Genomic DNA, 18716 nt, shown 5'->3' on the forward strand with positions numbered 1-18716 from the left:
TATACGGCCTGGATGGCTTGCTGCGACGAACGCTAACCCTTACCCCTGACGCTTATCTTCCGTATTTGTCTCGAAATCACTGGCGTCATGGCGCTCATGCAACTGCTCGTTCAGCGGCCCGTTGGTGCGGTTAACAATACGCCCACGTTTCACTGCCGGACGTTCGCCCACTTCTTTTGCCCAGCGTTGCACGTGCTTATAACTGCCCGCATCAAGAAACTCTGCGGCATCATACACGCCGCCTAACACCACGTTGCCAAACCACGGCCAGATCGCCATATCCGCAATGGTGTACTCATCGCCCGCAACAAACTTGTGCTGCGCCAGTTGCTTATCCAGCACGTCGAGAAGACGCTTGGCTTCCATGGTAAAGCGGTTAATGGCGTACTCAATTTTCACTGGCGCGTAATGATAAAAGTGACCAAAACCACCGCCGAGGAACGGTGCGGCGCCCTGTAACCAGAACAGCCAGTTCATCGTTTCAGTTCGCTTCGCCAGATCCTGCGGCAGGAAGTAGCCAAATTTCTCGGCCAGATAAAGCAGAATCGATCCTGACTCAAACACGCGGATCGGCGGGTTATGCGTATGATCGCGCAGAGCGGGAATTTTCGAGTTCGGGTTCACTTCGACAAAACCGCTGGAGAATTGATCGCCATCGCCAATGCGAATCAGCCACGCGTCGTACTCTGCGCCGGTGACGCCCAGCGCCAGCAGCTCCTCAAGCATAATCGTTACTTTCTGACCGTTCGGCGTTCCCAGCGAATAGAGTTGCAATGGGTGTTTGCCAACGGGCAGCGTTTTTTCATGTGTCGGACCAGAAACCGGGCGATTGATATTGGCGAACGCGCCGCCAGCGGATTTATCCCACGTCCAGACTTTCGCGGGCTGATAAGTATTGTCTGCCATAGTGAGTTGCCTTCTGAGTGGTAGTGTTGAAGCAGTGTAGCAGGTCACTTGCTGTACAGAATGTGAATTTTTTAACCCTTTGCGCCAGCCGCTGCGTTGAGGTGTATGATAAGTCTAACCTCTGTCCGGTTAATGTCGCTGAGCAGGTAATCAGAGCACAACAATTACGCCAACTGCTTAGGTTGTATTGTTAAAGGTAAAGTGATGAGCAAAGGAACGACCAGCCAGGATGCCCCGTTCGGGACGTTATTGGGCTACGCCCCCGGTGGTGTAGCAATCTACTCTTCAGATTACAGTTCTCTCGATCCGCAGGAATACGAAGATGACGCCGTATTCCGTAGCTATATCGACGACGAATATATGGGCCACAAATGGCAATGCGTTGAGTTTGCTCGCCGTTTTCTCTTTCTGAACTACGGTGTGGTCTTCACTGACGTGGGCATGGCGTGGGAGATTTTCTCGCTGCGCTTCTTGCGTGAAGTGGTTAATGACAACATTCTGCCATTGCAGGCATTTCCTAACGGTTCGCCGCGTGCGCCGGTCGCGGGCGCGCTTCTTATCTGGGATAAAGGCGGTGAATTTAAAGACACCGGCCATGTCGCCATTATTACGCAATTACATGGCAACAAAGTCCGTATTGCCGAACAGAACGTGATTCATTCCCCGTTGCCGCAAGGGCAACAGTGGACGCGCGAGCTGGAGATGGTGGTAGAAAACGGCTGCTATACCCTCAAAGACACCTTCGATGACACCACTATTCTGGGCTGGATGATCCAGACGGAAGATACTGAATACAGCTTACCGCAGCCGGAAATTGCAGGCGAGCTGCTGAAAATCAGCGGAGCGCGCCTGGAAAACAAAGGCCAGTTTGACGGTAAATGGCTGGATGAAAAAGATCCGCTGCAAAACGCCTATGTGCAGGCCAACGGTCAGGTGATTAATCAGGATCCGTATCATTACTACACCATTACGGAGAGCGCCGAACAGGAACTGGTTAAAGCCACCAACGAGCTGCATCTGATGTATCTTCACGCCACCGATAAAGTGCTGAAAGATGACAACCTGCTGGCGTTGTTCGACATTCCGAAAATCCTCTGGCCGCGTTTGCGCCTCTCCTGGCAGCGTCGTCGCCACCATATGATCACCGGTCGTATGGATTTCTGTATGGATGAACGTGGCCTGAAGGTCTATGAATACAACGCCGATTCAGCCTCTTGTCATACTGAAGCGGGCTTGATCCTCGAACGCTGGGCGGAGCAGGGCTATAAAGGCAATGGCTTCAATCCGGCGGAAGGGCTAATTAACGAACTGGCTGGCGCGTGGAAACACAGTCGCGCGCGTCCGTTTGTCCATATCATGCAGGACAAAGATATCGAGGAAAACTATCACGCGCAGTTTATGGAGCAGGCGCTGCAACAGGCGGGCTTTGAAACGCGTATCTTGCGCGGGCTAGATGAACTGGGCTGGGATGCTGCCGGACAACTGATTGATGGGGAAGGGCGACTGGTTAACTGCGTGTGGAAGACCTGGGCGTGGGAAACGGCGTTTGATCAGATTCGTGAAGTCAGTGACCGTGAATTTGCTGCGGTGCCGATTCGCACTGGTCATCCGCAAAATGAAGTGCGCCTGATCGACGTTCTGCTACGCCCGGAAGTGCTGGTCTTTGAACCGCTTTGGACGGTGATCCCTGGCAACAAAGCGATTCTGCCAATTCTTTGGTCGCTGTTCCCGCATCATCGTTATCTGCTGGATACCGATTTCACTGTTAATGATGAACTGGTGAAAACCGGTTACGCCGTGAAACCGATTGCTGGTCGCTGTGGTAGCAATATCGACCTGGTCAGCCATCATGAAGAGGTGCTCGACCAAACCAGCGGTGAATTTGCCGAGCAGAAAAACATCTACCAGCAACTGTGGTGCCTGCCAAAAGTGGACGGTAAATACATTCAGGTTTGTACCTTCACCGTGGGCGGCAACTACGGCGGGACGTGTTTGCGCGGCGATGAATCTCTGGTCATCAAAAAAGAGAGTGATATTGAACCGTTAATTGTGCTGAAAGAGTAATAGACTTTTTCGCAAACCCGTGCTGATTATCAAAAATAATCAGCACGGAGAATCGTTCATGGAATGCTCAAAATATTGAACATTGGAATACATTAAGTCAACAAATTCACTATATGAATGTATTAATGATTGAAATGATTCGCCATTAATTATTTCTTAAAACTTTGAATGGCAACTTATTATCTGATACTAAAGAAATAACACTCTTTTTATCGTTAAAAAATGATATTTCACTTTGCCCACGCCGTTAAAGTCACTGATAATGCGTCCGTTCGTAAATTCAAAATGGCGTAATCTAATATATGCTAAATTTATTTGTTGGCCTTGATATATACACAGGGCTTTTGTTATTACTTGCTCTGGCATTTGTGTTGTTCTACGAAGCAATCAATGGTTTTCATGACACGGCGAATGCGGTGGCAACCGTTATTTATACTCGTGCCATGCAGCCACAGCTTGCCGTGGTGATGGCGGCATTTTTTAACTTTTTTGGCGTGTTATTGGGCGGACTTAGTGTCGCTTATGCCATCGTCCATATGTTGCCAACCGATTTGCTATTGAATATGGGGTCAACCCACGGTCTGGCGATGGTCTTTTCCATGCTGCTGGCGGCGATTATCTGGAACCTGGGAACGTGGTTCTTTGGTTTACCGGCCTCCAGTTCGCACACCTTGATTGGTGCGATTATCGGCATCGGTTTAACCAACGCGCTGTTAACCGGCTCATCGGTGATGGATGCGTTAAACCTGCGTGAAGTGACCAAGATTTTCTCCTCGTTAATTGTCTCCCCCATCGTCGGCCTGGTCATTGCGGGTGGTCTGATTTTCCTGCTGCGCCGTTTCTGGAGCGGGACGAAAAAGCGTGACCGTATTCACCGAATTCCTGAAGATCGCAAAAAGAAAAAAGGCAAACGTAAGCCGCCATTCTGGACACGTATTGCCCTCATTGTTTCCGCTGCGGGCGTGGCGTTTTCGCACGGTGCGAACGACGGGCAGAAAGGGATCGGCCTGGTGATGCTGGTGCTGGTGGGGATAGCGCCCGCTGGTTTTGTCGTCAATATGAATGCGTCTGGTTATGAAATTACCCGTACCCGCGATGCAGTGACTAACTTCGAACACTATCTGCAACAGCATCCTGAACTGCCGCAGAAGTTAATTGCGATGGAACCTCCATTGCCTGCGGCATCGACTGATGGCACGCAAGCGACGGAGTTTCACTGTCATCCGGCAAATACCTTTGATGCGATTGCGCGCGTTAAAACGATGCTGCCGGGCAATATGGAAAGCTACGAGCCGTTAAACGTAAGTCAACGCAGTCAGCTGCGCCGTATTATGCTTTGTATCTCTGATACCTCTGCGAAGCTGGCGAAACTGCCAGGCGTTAGCAAAGAAGACCAGAGCCTGCTGAAAAAACTGCGCAGCGATATGTTAAGCACCATTGAATATGCTCCAGTGTGGATAATCATGGCGGTGGCTTTAGCACTCGGTATTGGCACCATGATTGGCTGGCGCCGTGTAGCGATGACCATCGGTGAGAAAATTGGTAAGCGCGGCATGACGTATGCGCAAGGGATGGCGGCGCAGATGACGGCGGCGGTATCTATCGGTCTTGCCAGTTATATTGGGATGCCCGTTTCCACAACTCACGTACTCTCTTCTGCGGTGGCGGGGACGATGGTGGTAGATGGCGGTGGGTTACAGCGTAAAACGGTAACCAGTATCCTGATGGCGTGGGTGTTTACCTTACCGGCGGCAATTTTTCTGTCTGGTAGTCTGTACTGGATTGCATTGCAGCTTATCTAACCTTCCTGTTAATGCCCGGTCCTGCGATCGGGCATTATCACTTCTGACTAGCGATAACCTCGCGCTGTCATAAAATCCATTATCGCTTTTTCCGCATCAACCAGCACTTGTTCCAGCGGTTGATTGGCATCGATATCAACCAGTTGCGCGCCTCCAAAGGTTAACTTTGGCGTTATGGCAATTTTCTTCGCCAGAGATTCTCGTTTGTGGTCAGGCTTACGCGCGCAGGCCACGTCCAGGGAGACATTGAGTTTGATGACCAGATCAGGCTTATGGCTCGCCATCCAGTGAAATGCTTTACGTTCCTGACTTGCCAGCCATGACACAAAACGACCACCTTCAACGTTAGGCGGGAACACCGTACCATCGTAAGCGCCAGGAATCTGGTCCTGTGGATAACGGTCGGTTAAAACAATTAACCCGCGACGACGACAGGCAAGCATATGACGAAAGCGCAGTAAGCGGCGGGCGACAAACGCTGTAATTACCAGCGCCGGAACTGGCCCAGGCAATTTTTTCGCTGTTTTCACTTTATTGCGTTCAATTGATTTATTAAGCGATTTTCCCATTAAGGGCAGTTTTACCACTGCACGACCGACATTTCCGGCTTGCTTTCCTAAATGAACTCTTTCTGCGGCACCATATTTTTCGACAACGGTAATGAGATGTTCACAAACCGTTGACTTGCCTGAACCATCACTACCAATAACGGCTATTAATGGAGGTGTTATAGACTGCATGAATATATCCTTAAATTTAAATATCCATCCCAAATATTTATCTGGTTAATATGTTTTAATGAAAGCGTAATTCAGGTCAATGTCACAATTAACCATTGTCACAATAAGGTTGAACGGATATTCTGAGCACGGACCACGTAATATTCAATACATTATTTGCTGCCGGGTTTTTCGTGAATCAACGTAATATGTCAATAATTAATTCCATGCCAGTGCGTGTTATTGCCATTGTGGGATGTGATGGTTCAGGTAAATCGACCCTCACGGCAAGCCTGGTGAATGAACTGGCAGCAATAATGCCAACAGAACACATTTATCTCGGGCAGTCTTCCGGACGAATTGGCGAATGGATTTCACAGTTCCCTATAATTGGCGCCCCTTTTGGGCGTTATCTGCGGGGTAAGGCAGCTCATGTACATGAAAAGCCCTCAACACCGCCTGGCAATATTACCGCGCTGGTTATCTATTTGCTTTCCTGCTGGCGCGCGTACAAGTTTCGAAAAATGTTGAGAAAAAGCCAGCATGGCTTTTTGTTGATTACCGACCGCTACCCGCAGGTTGAAGTCCCTGGCTTTCGTTTTGATGGTCCACAACTGGCTAAAACTAAAGGCGGTAATGGCTGGGTAAAAATGTTAAGGCAGCGCGAGCTGAAGCTGTACCAATGGATGGCGTCTTATTTGCCCGTATTGTTGATTCGTCTTGGCATTGATGAACAAACCGCGTTTTCGCGTAAACCTGACCATCAACTGGCAGCGTTACAGGAAAAAATCGCCGTTACGCCGCAACTGACTTTCAACGGCGCCAGGATCCTTGAACTGGATGGTCGGCAACCAGCCGATGAAATCCTGCAAGCGTCACTACGTGCAATTCACGCCGCACTTTCCTGATCACCAAAATGGATAGGGGATGATTTAAAGAATGGATGCACTACAAACGCAAGCTGTTAACAGCACTACCGCGCCGCAGCCCAGCTACATTCCGGGGCTAATTGCGGTGGTCGGGTGCGATGGCACCGGTAAATCTACTCTGACCACCGATCTGGTGAAATCATTGCAACAGCACTGGCAAACCGAGCGGCGCTATCTGGGGCTGCTCTCGGGCGAAGACGGTGACAAAATCAAACGATTACCGTTGGTTGGTGTCTGGCTGGAGCGGCGACTGGCGGCAAAATCCTCGAAAACCCAAAGCATGAAAACTCGCTCTCCGGCGCTCTGGGCGGCGGTGATTATGTACTGCTTCTCGCTGCGAAGAATGGCGAACCTTCGTAAGGTTCAGCGACTGGCGCAAAGCGGCGTACTGGTGGTCAGCGATCGCTTTCCGCAGGCGGAAATTTCCGGTTTTTATTATGACGGGCCGGGGATTGGCGTCGAGCGCGCGACCGGGAAAATCAACCAATTTCTGGCGCAGCGCGAGCGACAGTTATACCAACAAATGGCGCAGTACCGTCCTGAATTAATCATTCGTTTGGGGATTGATATTGATACTGCCATTTCCCGCAAGCCTGACCATGACTATGCCGAGTTGCAGGACAAAATCGGCGTCATGTCAAAGATTGGCTATAACGGCACAAAAATTTTAGAGATTGATTCCAGAGCGCCCTACAGCGAAGTGCTGGAACAGGCACAGAAAGCGGTTTCTCTGGTTGCCATCGTTTCTGACCGCCGAAGCTTGACTTAAGGCAGACGGGATATTTTTCATTTTTCAACGATAAGGTCAGGCTGAATTGGCAGGTTTTAACATCAAACATTGGTTTGCAGATGGAGCCTTTCGCACCATTATTCGTAACAGCGCCTGGTTAGGCTCCAGCAATGTCGTGAGTGCCTTGCTGGGCTTACTGGCGCTTTCGTGCGCCGGTAAAGGAATGACGCCAGCGATGTTTGGTGTACTTGTCGTCATACAGTCCTATGCCAAGTCGATTAGTGATTTTATTAAGTTTCAGACATGGCAGTTGGTGGTGCAGTACGGAACGCCAGCATTAACCAACAATAATCCCCAGCAATTCCGTAATGTCGTCTCATTTTCCTTCTCGCTGGATATCGTCAGTGGTGCGGTGGCGATTGTCGGCGGCATTGCCTTACTGCCATTCCTTTCCCATTCATTAGGTCTGGATGACCAAAGTTTTTGGCTGGCGGCGCTCTATTGCACGCTCATTCCTTCAATGGCTTCCTCCACGCCGACCGGCATTTTGCGTGCGGTTGATCGCTTCGACTTAATTGCTGTACAGCAGGCGACGAAACCTTTTCTGCGCGCAGCGGGCAGCGTAATAGCCTGGTATTTTAACTTTGGCTTTGCCGGATTTGTTATCGCCTGGTACGCATCGAATCTGGTTGGCGGCACTATGTACTGGTGGTTTGCCGCGCGCGAATTACGCCGCAGAAATATCCATAACGCGTTCAAATTGAATCTGTTTGAGTCTGCCCGACACATCAAAGGCGCATGGAGTTTTGTCTGGTCAACCAACATTGCCCATTCCATTTGGTCGGCGCGTAATTCATGTAGCACGGTGCTGGTGGGGATCGTATTAGGGCCAGCTGCTGCCGGGTTATTTAAAATCGCCATGACATTCTTCGATGCCGCCGGGACGCCCGCCAGTTTGTTGGGTAAGAGTTTTTACCCTGAAGTCATGCGCTTAGATCCACGAACTACCAGACCGTGGCTCCTGGGCGTGAAGTCTGGATTGCTGGCAGGTGGGATTGGCATTCTGGTGGCGCTGGCCGTGTTAATCGTTGGCAAGCCACTTATTTCACTGGTGTTTGGTGTTAAGTATCTCGAAGCGTATGACCTGATCCAGGTGATGCTCGGAGCCATTGTTATTTCGATGCTGGGCTTCCCACAGGAGTCATTATTGCTAATGGCAGGGAAACAGCGTGCTTTTCTCGTGGCGCAAACCATCGCCTCAATCGGCTACATCGTATTGCTGTTCATGTTCTGCCATCTGTTTGGCGTGCTGGGGGCAGCATTTGCTTACTTCGGTGGGCAATGTCTTGATGTGGTGCTCTCGTTAATTCCGACATTAAAGGCGTTCTTTCAACGCCATTTATTGGCCTATAACGCAGTGGGAGAAAAATCCCAATGATGAAAAAATATTTTCCACTTGAGGTCAGTGAGCGTTTATTTATCGCGGTCGAAGAAGATGATGTTGTTGACGCTCAAGTTAGCTTACCACCAACGATCGCACTACGTTGTTCATCGGAAATTATTCATGATAATTATGCATTATGCCTGAGATTCTGGTTGGACGGCGTCAATCGCAAGGCGTTACTCCACCTGACCCTGAAGCAGGCTAAAGGTGACCCTCTTACCGACGAAGAACGCAAACAGTATAAATACATGCGAGCGCGCTACAAGCATCTGCGTTTTGCGCAACGGCTGTATTTAAAGAAGCATCAGGCTGGTTTTTTATTTGGCAAAACGACCGTTTTTCTGGGGCGTTTTCAGGATGGTTTTCGTAACGGTAAGAAAAATATTGTGTCGTATTACGGCAACCTGTTACGTATTTATTTAAGCTCTCCTGTCTGGTGGCTGGTGAACTATTCATTACGCCATAGCCAGCTAGAAAGCGTTAATGGTTTTATCGCTTATCGGCAGAAGCAAATGCGCATCCTGAAAGAAATTATTGCCAGGCCGCAGCTAACCGGCAGGGAATTTCATGATGTGCGAAAAATCATCAGTCAGCAGGTTTCTTATTACGACACTCTAAGATCGCTTGATCCCGAAAATACAGAGGCGTTGCAGATTTCCCGCTTCCTGGCAGCCATTAATGGCCTGATGGGGGATAAGCACGACGACATGGTGGCGGATGATTTGGACAATCGCCAATCGTATGATGCGCCAGTGGCACTCGACAGCGATATTCGTCAGCGCTTAGAACTGCTGATTTCGCGTTTTCCGCTATAACCGGAGTAATGATGCCCTCTCGTCTGATTACTGCGCTGATATTTTCACTCTTCTCGTTCTGCGCTACTGCGCACAATTTCGTCATCGGAAAACCGGTCACACCTGTTTATATTCAGGACGGTGGCGAATTACTGCTCAAAAATGACGAAATTTACTATCAAAAGTGGAACAGCACGCAACTGAAAGGAAAAGTCCGCATTATTCAGTATATCGCTGGGCGAAAGTCAGCGAAGAAGAAGAACTCTCTGTTAATCAAAGCAGTAGAAACAGCAAACTTTCCTCAGGATCGTTTTCAGCCCACCACCATTGTGAACACCGATGATGCCATCTTTGGCACCGGCTATTTTGTGACAGGTAAAATTGAAAAAAATAAACGTCGTTATCCGTGGGCGCAATTCGTAATCGACGGCAGCGGTCTGGGGCGCGTTGCCTGGCAACTGCCGGAACAGAGTTCAACCATTCTGGTGCTGAATAAATACGGGCAAATTCAGTGGGCGAAGGACGGCAGCCTGACGCCAGAAGAAGTTGATCAGGTCATTGCGTTGGCGCAGAAGCTGATCGATGAATAAAAAACTCAAAGGATTGAGGGCGTTAGTGAGATGAAGCTGGTTGAACACTACATCATGCGTGGTACACGCCGTCTGGTGCTGATTATCGTTGGTTTTTTGATCTTTATCTTCGCCAGTTACTCTGCACAGCGTTACCTGACCGAAGCAGCCAATGGGACTTTAGCGCTTGATGTAGTACTTAATGTTGTTTTCTACAAAGTGCTGATAGCGCTTGAAATGTTACTTCCAGTGGGCCTGTATGTGTCGGTTGGTGTGACACTTGGGCAGATGTATACCGACTCGGAAATTACCGCTATCTCTGCGGCGGGCGCCAGTCCCACACGTTTGTATAAAGCCGTTCTGTATCTGGCAATTCCATTAAGCATTTTTGTCACGCTGTTGTCGATGTATGGTCGGCCCTGGGCTTATGCGCAGATTTATCAACTGGAACAACAGTCGCAGTCGGAGCTGGATGTTCGCCAGTTGCGGGCAAAGAAATTTAACACTAACGATAACGGACGAATGATCCTTTCGCAGACGGTTGATCAAGACAATAATCGCCTGACTGACGCGCTGATTTACACCTCTACCGCCAACCGAACCCGCATTTTCCGCGCCCGTTCGCTTGATGTTGTTGACCCCTCTCCTGAGAAGCCAACCGTTATGTTGCATACCGGCACGGCTTATATACTCGATCATCAGGGCAGTGACGATAACGAACAGATCTACCGTAATCTGCAATTACATCTCAATCCACTGGATCAAAGTGCCAACGTCAAACGTAAAGCGAAATCGGTCGCGGAATTGGCGCGCTCTGTATTTCCTGCCGATCATGCCGAACTGCAATGGCGACAAAGCCGTGGCCTGATCGCATTGTTGATGGCGCTGCTGGCCATTTCATTAAGTCGGGTAAAACCGCGGCAAGGGCGATTTTCAACGTTACTGCCACTGACGTTGCTGTTTGTTGCCATTTTTTATGGCGGCGACGTCTGCCGTACGCTGGTGGCTAACGGCGCTATTCCCCTCATTCCTGGTTTGTGGTTAGTGCCCGGACTCATGCTAATGGGCCTGTTGATGCTGGTCGCACGCGACTTCTCCTTGCTGCAGAAATTTTCCCGATGAATGTTTTCAGTCGCTATTTAATCCGTCACCTCTTTCTCGGTTTTGCCGCCGCCGCAGGGCTATTGCTGCCGCTTTTTACCACCTTCAACCTGATTAACGAACTGGATGATGTCAGTCCGGGCGGTTATCGCTGGACTCAGGCAGTGCTGGTAGTGCTAATGACCTTACCGCGCACACTGGTCGAACTTTCGCCGTTTATCGCGTTATTGGGTGGGATTGTTGGTCTCGGGCAGTTATCGAAAAACAGTGAGCTTACCGCCATTCGCAGCACGGGGTTTTCTATCTTCCGTATTGCACTGGTGGCGCTGGTCGCCGGGATATTGTGGACTGTTTCGTTAGGCGCGATAGATGAGTGGGTGGCGTCGCCATTGCAGCAACAGGCGTTGCAAATCAAATCGACCGCCACCGCGTTGGGGGAGGACAATGACATTACTGGCAATATGCTGTGGGCCAGGCGCGGTAATGAATTTGTGACGGTGAAATCGCTAAACGAGCAGGGCCAGCCGGTGGGCGTGGAGATATTTCATTACCGCGACAATCTCTCGCTCGAATCCTACATTTATGCACGCAGCGCCACCATTGAAGACGACAAAACGTGGATCTTGCATGGTGTGAATCATAAAAAATGGCTGAATGGCAAAGAAACGCTGGAAACATTAGATAATCTTGCCTGGCAATCGGCCTTCACCAGTATGAATCTTGAAGAGTTATCGATGCCGGGGAATACTTTTTCTGTCCGTCAGCTTAATCATTACATCCATTATTTGCAGGAAACCGGGCAACCCAGCAGCGAATACCGCCTTGCACTGTGGGAAAAAATGGGGCAACCGATCTTAACCCTGGCGATGATTTTGCTGGCTGTACCGTTTACCTTTAGCGCCCCGCGCTCGCCAGGGATGGGTAGCCGTCTCGCTGTAGGCGTCATCGTTGGCTTACTCACCTGGATCAGCTACCAAATCATGGTCAATCTGGGATTGCTATTTGCGTTGAGCGCACCCGTTACCGCGCTCGGTTTACCGATAGCGTTTGTACTGGTGGCGTTGAGCCTGGTGTATTGGTATGACAGTCAACATTAAACCCGCCGTGGCGCAACACCACGGCGGGCTCACGTTACTGCTTCAGAGTAGCGAACGCCTGAATGATGGCATCAATTTGCTCGCGACTGTGGGCAGCATTAACGCTACAGCGCAGCAGCGTCATGCCCGCCGGCGCGGCAGGTGGCAGGATAAGATTCACATACACGCCCAGCGAAATAAGCTCACGCCAGATGCGTAAACCTTCCTCTTTCGAACTGATTATTACCGGCACTACCGGGCTAATATGTGAGCTTAACTCGTAACCCAATTTTTGCAGCCCGTCATACAGATGGTTGGCGTTATCCATCAGCTTTTGCCGCAGCTCTGGTTGTGTGGCAATGGTTCTTAACGACGAGCGCACGGTCGCAATGCAGGACGGAGAAGGGGAGGCGGTAAAAATATACGGACGGCTGCCGTAGCGCAGCACTTCCATCGCTTCTGAACCGACAGCAAAACCGCCAATCGAGGCCAGACTTTTACTGAAGGTGCCAACGATAATATCCACATCATCTTCAACGCCAACGGCTTCAACCAATCCGCGCCCCGTTGCGCCTAACACGCCGAACGAGTGAGCTTCATCGACAATTAAATATCCGCCGAGACGACGTTTGATATCAACAATTTCCGCCAGCGGCGCAACGTCACCGAGCATACTGTAGATACCTTCAACGATGATAATCGCCTCTTTTGCCCGTTCACCGAGGCGAACCATGCGACGTTCCAGATCGTTGGCGTCATTATGGCGGAAACGAATAATCTCCGCGCCGCCGAGAGAACAGGCGTCATAAATACTGGCGTGGCTGTCGGCATCCAACAACACCACGGCGTTATGGTCGGCGAGTGCGCTGATGACGCCCAAATTAGCGGTATAACCGGTTGAAAAAACGATAGCGGTAGGACGATTGAAAAACTCGGCAATCTCTTTCTCTAACGCCAGATGCGGCGCATAACTGCCATTAGCCATACGTGAACCGGTGGTGCCGGTGCCTTGCGTCGCTAACGCTGCCTGGCCATCGGCGATGGCATCATGATTAAAAGTTAAACCGAGATAATTATTGGTCCCGGCCAGAATCACTTTTTTATTGCCGATACGCCCTTCGGTGGCGGAATACACTTCATCAATACAGGTGCCAAACGGCGTTAACCCGTTATCGCTAAATTGCAGTCGCTCGCCCGCAAGACGCGCATATTTATCGTATAGCCCCATTATTTATTCTCCAGCCATGGAAGTAGTGTTTCCATTAATTGCACAGGGGTTTTGACATCCAGCAGAATATTAATAGGAATGGAAATATCAAATCTGTCTTCAAGCATCATTAAGAGATCCATCACTTTAATCGACTCCAGGCCGAGATCGTTGACAAGATCGCTGTCAGGCTTAATTTCCACACCGTTTTCGACCAAATCCTGTAAACAGGAAAGGATGTAATCCATTACTATTTCACGATTTACCATAGAAACGTTAACACACCTTTAAACAAGACAATCAAAATAGCCCGTTGCGTAATGCGTGTTCCAGGCTAATCCCGGGAAACCAATTAATATCTTCAGAAATACGGTTATTACTTGCCGACCAGTCAACATGAGTTAATTCACCCAATTTTGAGCGGGTCAGCATAGGTTCTTTACCTGCCAGGCGACTCAACGCGGTACTGACATCTGCAAGGCAGGTGAGCAACGGCAGAGGAATGCCGACCATCCGTACAGCTCCTTGACGGGCGGCGGCGGCCAGTTGTTGCACGCGCTGCCAGTCATAGCCACCGGCGACACCATCACATAATTCATACGTTTGCGTCTGTACGGAATCGGTGCTTAACCACTGACCTACGGCTTGCGCGAAATCGGTGACGTGCAGGAAAGAGAGTTGTGTATCTGGTGCGCCCAGCCGTGGCAGCAGGCCACGCAGCATCCAGTCAAACAGTGGTTTTAACTCTTTATCGCCGGGGCCATAGACTGCTGTTGGGCGAAAAATGCTCAGCGTAATTTCGTCCGCCATTGCTGCCAGTCGTTGTTCGGCGACGTGTTTGGATTTCGCGTACCAGGAGAGTTCGGGATGGCGCGCCGCCAGCGAAGAGATAAAAAGAAAACGTTGGCAAAAGCCGCTCTCTTTTGCCGCCTGCATCAGGCGCAGGCTGCCGTCAACGTTACAGCGAGTAAAGACATCCTCTTTGTGTCCGCGTACTTGCCCGGCGCAATGGACCACAGCACCGGCACCAGCAACCAACTCGCTAAGTGAATGCGTATCTTCCAGCGAACCGCGCACCCAGGTAACGTTATCGTTATGGTGAGCACGGGAAGTACGCGTCAATGCGCGGACGTGAAAGCCGCGGGCGAGCAGATTATCGATAATATATTTACCGATAAACCCGGTAGCGCCCGTCACCGCGACCGTTTGATTCATTGCGCAAAACCTGCGAGGGATTCCTGCACATGAAGATTGGCGGCATAGGCTTTCTGATAACGTTTTTTCGCTTCTGCGCGGGCAGGTTTACCGGAAGATGTGCGCGGAATACTGTGTGGTGGTAACAAGTCGATAGCCGCCGAAACGCCAAATTCGCTTTGTATCCGCGCCGCCAGAGAGTGGATTAGCTGGGCGCGACGATTTTCGTCGCTGATCCGGCACTGGATCTGCAAAATGATTTTTTCCTGGGCGGTAACAAAAGCAATGGCATCGCCAGAATGAATTTCTGGTTCCTGTTCTGCAATGTATTCAATATCTTGTGGCCAGATATTGCGGCCACGAATAATAATCAGATCTTTAATACGCCCAGTGACATAAAGGTAACCGTCCAGCAGATAACCGAGGTCGCCGGTATCTAACCAACCCGTCGCCGCGATATCGTCCTGCGAAGTCTGGTCGCCAAAATAGCCGCTCATCAGGCTGGGACCAGAAATACAAATATGGCCCACTACGCGTTCGGCTACTGGCAGACCCGCTTCATTACGAATTTCAATGCCATGTTCCGGCAACGTTTTACCGCAGTTGACGAAAGTCGATACGGCGCGTGTCTCAGCACCCGGTGCGACGGCTTTACCCTGATATTCAAGGATGTCGCGATCCACTTCGTTAACCACAACCCCGGAGGCTTCATCGGAGAAGCTGACGGCCAGCGCGTTCTCTGCCAGTCCGTAGCAGGGCATAAAGGTTTTATCGTCAAAGTTAACCTGACGGAAACATTCAGCGAACTGATGGAGCTGTTCTGCTGAGATGGGTTCTGCGCCAATACCCGCAACGCGCCAGCAGGAAAGATCCAGTTCAGCGAGATCTTTTTCATTCACGCGGCGCTGGCACAATTCATAGCCAAACGGCGGCGCAACGGAAACCGTGCCATGATTTTTACTGATCAATTTAAGCCATTGGAGCGGGCGCATGGCGAAATCCTGGGTACGTAAATAATCCACCGAAAGCTGCGTGGCGACAGGTGTCAGGAGAAAACCGACCAGCCCCATATCATGGTAGAAAGGCAGCCAGGAGACGCAGCGGTCGCCAGGGCGTAATTTAATGCCATCGTGGCTTATGGCGCGTAGATTAGCCATCACTTCGCGGTGAGTGATGATAACGCCACGGGGAAAACGGGTGCTGCCGGAGGTGTACTGGAGGTAGGCGATATCGTCTGGAACTGGACGCTGGAGTGCAACATCGGCTTCTGGTAATGCCTTAAACCAGGCGTGGCTTAAAACATGTAATTTGGGGGTGTCATGCGTTGCGGCATTGACCAGCGGCAACCATTCATCGCCAGTGATTATCGCGGCTGGTTGGCAGCGTGCCAGTAAACCTTGCAGTTTGGTGCTCCAGGAATCACGCTGACCGACGCCCATTGGAATCGCCAATGGTACGGCAACTAATCCAGCATACTGGCAGGCAAAAAATGCCTCGACAAACCCGCTACTGGTTTCGGCAATCAGCGCCACGCGATCGCCTTTTTTCAGGTTCAGCGATAGCAGCCGCTTTGCTCCTGTTTCGGCGCGCACGTTTAGTGTCTGATATTCCAATTTTTCTTCAAGTTGGCAACGCCTGTCATAAAAACTCATTCCGGCGCTTCCCAGCGCGGCATAGTCCAAAGCATCAACAAGCGTTGGAAAATCGGCATAGCGCATAGGCAGGGAATGCGTAAAAATTTTATTGGACATATACACCACGAAAAAATTGGATATCAAAAATAAAGTGACAATAATGCGGTGGATTATATATGCATAAAAGATAAATGAGATAGTATTTTCATTGGTGTGATATTGAACATTGATTTAAATAATGCTTTAAATCTTAACTCTGTTTATTGTGAATAATATTTAATTTATGAATATATTAAGATAATGCTCTGGCGGGTCGCATTAAGTCCACAATAGTCATGTTGATCGGCTAACGGTAGCTCTGGTTTATCGTAATTATTCATAAATATTATTTTATTTTTCCTTGCATTCACCGAATGGATTTTTAAGGTGCCGTCCGTTGCTGTTTATTTTCAGCATTAATTATTTGTTATCCACTAAGATATGGAATGCGATCTGCTGATGATTAAAATTGAAAAAGTAATAAATAAAAACGACTTAAAAGCATTTATCGCTTTTCCGTCGTCACTTTATCCCGATGATTCGAACTGGATCCCTCCTTTATTCATTGAACGCAGCGAGCATCTGTCAGCGAAAAATCCGGGGACGGACCATATCATCTGGCAGGCATGGGTGGCGAAAAAAGAAGGGCAGGTAGTAGGGCGCATTACCGCGCAAATCGATACCTTACACCGCAAGCGTTACGGCGAAGATACCGGTCATTTCGGCATGATTGACGCCATTGATGACTCGCAGGTTTTTGCCGCGTTGTTTGGCGCAGCGGAAGCGTGGTTGAAGTCACAAGGTGCAAGCAAGATCAGCGGACCTTTTAGCCTGAATATCAATCAGGAAAGTGGATTACTGATTGAAGGTTTCGATACACCGCCCTGTGCGATGATGCCGCACGGTAAACCGTGGTATGCCGCGCATATTGAACAACTGGGTTATCACAAAGGTATTGATTTACTGGCGTGGTGGATGCAGCGAACCGATCTCACTTTCTCTCCGGCGCTAAAGAAACTGATGGGTCAGGTACGCAACAAGGTGACCATTCGCTGCATCAATCGTCAGCGGTTTGCCGAAGAGATGCAGATCCTGCGTGAGATTTTCAACTCCGGCTGGCAGCACAACTGGGGATTTGTGCCGTTTACCGAACATGAATTCGCGACCATGGGCGATCAACTTAAGTATCTGGTGCCGGACGATATGATCTACATCGCCGAGATTGATTCTGCACCCTGCGCGTTTATTGTCGGCTTACCGAACATCAACGAGGCGATTGCCGATCTGAACGGATCGCTCTTTCCCTTCGGCTGGGCAAAATTGCTGTGGCGCTTGAAAGTCAGCGGTGTGCGGACCGCGCGAGTGCCGCTAATGGGGGTTCGCGACGAGTATCAGTTCAGCCGCATCGGCCCGGTGATTGCTCTGTTATTGATTGAAGCCTTACATGATCCGTTTGCCCGCCGGAAGATCGATGCGCTGGAAATGTCATGGATCCTCGAAACCAATACAGGCATGAATAACATGCTGGAACGCATTGGGGCGGAGCCGTACAAGCGTTATCGCTTGTATGAAAAGCAGATTTAACACCAGATCCCATTAAGCGCACAGACAGCCCCCTCGCCTCGGGGATAGGGGGAAAACGCTGCTCACATCCCCCCTTTGTTCATCTCCTGCGGCACCGCCGAACGAATCAAGTGGTGGCCTTCCAGCTCAATATCGTGGAGATTCTTTTTCACGGTCCACACATGATCGCGGGCGGCGCGCTGGGCGACATGCGGGAGTCGCTGCAACACCGCGTTATAGATCCGCGCATGCTGGCGATCGATCTGCTTTTTTTGCTGTGGTCGATGGTAGAGATTATTCACGCTGGCAAACACCGAATTAAACATCAGATCGGTCAATGATTGCAGCGTAAACACCAGCACCTGATTGTGGGAAGCCTGACAAATGGCGAGATGGAAAGCGTGATCCAGCTGTGCATGTTCGATCAGCGAAAGCTCTTTGTTGTGCTCACTGGCGGCGAGCATTTTTTCATAACAGCGGGTTATCAAAACAAAATCAGCCTGGGTTCCCAGCGTAGCCGCCAACCTTGCCGATTCGCCTTCCAGTAATGCGCGAACATCAAGCAGATCGTACAGCGTTCGCGGCTGCGTACTGAACAGATGGATCAGCGGGCTGGTGTCCTGCACCCGATTAAGCCGTGCGACACGAGAATCGCGACCCTGCGCTGTTTCAATAATCCCGCGCCCGCGCAGCACGGTCAGCCCTTCACGCAGTGCGGAGCGTGAGAAGCCGAGCTTTTCACACAGTCGACGTTCTGAAGGAAGCGGCTGCCCGACCTTCAGCACGCCGTCGATAATTAACCGTTCGATACTTTCAGCAACTACTTCGCAAATAGGGCGACGTTCATCTTTCATTCCCGGACCTCGTGCACAGGTAGGACCAATTTTTCTGTTCTTAACTCGCAAAACACGCACATCACGTAAGTGATTATGTTACATCAATTTA

General features: G+C 50.1%; 17 protein-coding genes. 10 read left to right on the forward strand and 7 right to left on the reverse strand.

The features are described 5' to 3' along the window. Positions 1–39: 39 nt before the first annotated feature. A complete protein-coding gene (gene yghU, locus FFT88_RS17100) occupies positions 40–906 on the reverse strand; it encodes a glutathione-dependent disulfide-bond oxidoreductase (RefSeq protein ID WP_126665286.1) in 867 nt (288 codons plus the stop codon). Between the two features lie 204 nt (positions 907–1110). Here yghU and gss point away from each other — a divergent pair, with 204 nt between their 5' ends. Next, a complete protein-coding gene (gene gss, locus FFT88_RS17105) occupies positions 1111–2970 on the forward strand; it encodes a bifunctional glutathionylspermidine amidase/synthase (protein ID WP_135403965.1) in 1860 nt (619 codons plus the stop codon). A 302-nt stretch (positions 2971–3272) separates the two neighbouring features. Next, positions 3273–4772 carry an inorganic phosphate transporter PitB gene (gene pitB, locus FFT88_RS17110; protein WP_130218134.1) on the forward strand — a complete coding sequence of 500 codons (1500 nt, stop codon included), beginning with the start codon at positions 3273–3275 and terminating at the stop codon, positions 4770–4772. A 47-nt stretch (positions 4773–4819) separates the two neighbouring features. Here the strand turns inward: pitB and FFT88_RS17115 are convergent, their stop codons facing one another. Then, entirely contained in the window at positions 4820–5512 is a 693-nt protein-coding gene (locus FFT88_RS17115; RefSeq protein ID WP_130208019.1) for a dTMP kinase, read from the reverse strand. 173 nt (positions 5513–5685) lie between these two features. Here FFT88_RS17115 and FFT88_RS17120 point away from each other — a divergent pair, with 173 nt between their 5' ends. Genes FFT88_RS17120 through lptG form a run of 7 tightly spaced genes read left to right on the forward strand, consistent with a single transcriptional unit; the run spans position 5686 to position 12155 of the window. Then, a complete protein-coding gene (locus FFT88_RS17120; RefSeq protein ID WP_135403966.1) occupies positions 5686–6399 on the forward strand; it encodes a dTMP kinase in 714 nt (237 codons plus the stop codon). A 31-nt stretch (positions 6400–6430) separates the two neighbouring features. Next, positions 6431–7189 (forward strand): hypothetical protein, encoded by a 759-nt coding sequence (locus tag FFT88_RS17125; protein ID WP_064529665.1) that lies wholly within the window; start codon positions 6431–6433, stop codon positions 7187–7189. Positions 7190–7235: 46 nt separating this feature from the next. Continuing rightward, a complete protein-coding gene (locus FFT88_RS17130) occupies positions 7236–8588 on the forward strand; it encodes a lipopolysaccharide biosynthesis protein (RefSeq protein ID WP_130223985.1) in 1353 nt (450 codons plus the stop codon). Beyond that, entirely contained in the window at positions 8585–9409 is an 825-nt protein-coding gene (locus tag FFT88_RS17135; RefSeq protein ID WP_130218126.1) for a hypothetical protein, read from the forward strand. The genes FFT88_RS17130 and FFT88_RS17135 overlap by 4 nt, the downstream gene beginning before the upstream one ends. A gap of 11 nt (positions 9410–9420) precedes the next feature. Beyond that, entirely contained in the window at positions 9421–9978 is a 558-nt protein-coding gene (locus tag FFT88_RS17140) for a YtfJ family protein (RefSeq protein ID WP_135404006.1), read from the forward strand. Positions 9979–10008: 30 nt separating this feature from the next. After that, entirely contained in the window at positions 10009–11079 is a 1071-nt protein-coding gene (gene lptF, locus FFT88_RS17145) for an LPS export ABC transporter permease LptF (protein WP_135403967.1), read from the forward strand. Beyond that, entirely contained in the window at positions 11076–12155 is a 1080-nt protein-coding gene (gene lptG, locus FFT88_RS17150) for an LPS export ABC transporter permease LptG (protein WP_135403968.1), read from the forward strand. Before lptF ends, lptG begins: the two co-directional genes overlap by 4 nt. A 34-nt stretch (positions 12156–12189) precedes the next feature. On the opposite strand, the gene FFT88_RS17155 is transcribed toward lptG, so the two are convergent. The 4 genes from FFT88_RS17155 to FFT88_RS17170 are packed head-to-tail and all read right to left on the reverse strand — an operon-like array spanning position 12190 to position 16286. Then, positions 12190–13362, reverse strand: a complete 1173-nt coding sequence (locus tag FFT88_RS17155; RefSeq protein WP_135385483.1) for an aminotransferase class I/II-fold pyridoxal phosphate-dependent enzyme — start codon at positions 13360–13362, stop codon at positions 12190–12192. Next, positions 13362–13610 carry an acyl carrier protein gene (locus FFT88_RS17160; protein WP_001697422.1) on the reverse strand — a complete coding sequence of 83 codons (249 nt, stop codon included), beginning with the start codon at positions 13608–13610 and terminating at the stop codon, positions 13362–13364. Before FFT88_RS17160 ends, FFT88_RS17155 begins: the two co-directional genes overlap by 1 nt. A 31-nt stretch (positions 13611–13641) precedes the next feature. Next, the gene (locus FFT88_RS17165; RefSeq protein ID WP_135403969.1) at positions 13642–14556 is read right to left on the reverse strand and encodes an NAD-dependent epimerase/dehydratase family protein; all 915 of its coding nucleotides are present in this window, start codon (positions 14554–14556) and stop codon (positions 13642–13644) included. Further along, positions 14553–16286: a fatty acyl-AMP ligase gene (locus FFT88_RS17170; RefSeq protein WP_217355971.1), complete on the reverse strand. Its 1734-nt coding sequence runs from the start codon at positions 16284–16286 to the stop codon at positions 14553–14555. The genes FFT88_RS17165 and FFT88_RS17170 overlap by 4 nt, the downstream gene beginning before the upstream one ends. A 363-nt stretch (positions 16287–16649) precedes the next feature. Between FFT88_RS17170 and yghO the strand changes: the two genes are divergently transcribed. Next, positions 16650–17792, forward strand: a complete 1143-nt coding sequence (yghO, locus tag FFT88_RS17175) for a protein YghO (RefSeq protein WP_171026933.1) — start codon at positions 16650–16652, stop codon at positions 17790–17792. Between the two features lie 62 nt (positions 17793–17854). Here the strand turns inward: yghO and glcC are convergent, their stop codons facing one another. Beyond that, positions 17855–18625, reverse strand: a complete 771-nt coding sequence (glcC, locus tag FFT88_RS17180; RefSeq protein ID WP_135403971.1) for a transcriptional regulator GlcC — start codon at positions 18623–18625, stop codon at positions 17855–17857. Between the last annotated feature and the right edge of the window lie 91 nt (positions 18626–18716).

Source organism: Escherichia sp. E4930 (genome assembly GCF_005845405.1).
Lineage (GTDB): Bacteria > Pseudomonadota > Gammaproteobacteria > Enterobacterales > Enterobacteriaceae > Escherichia.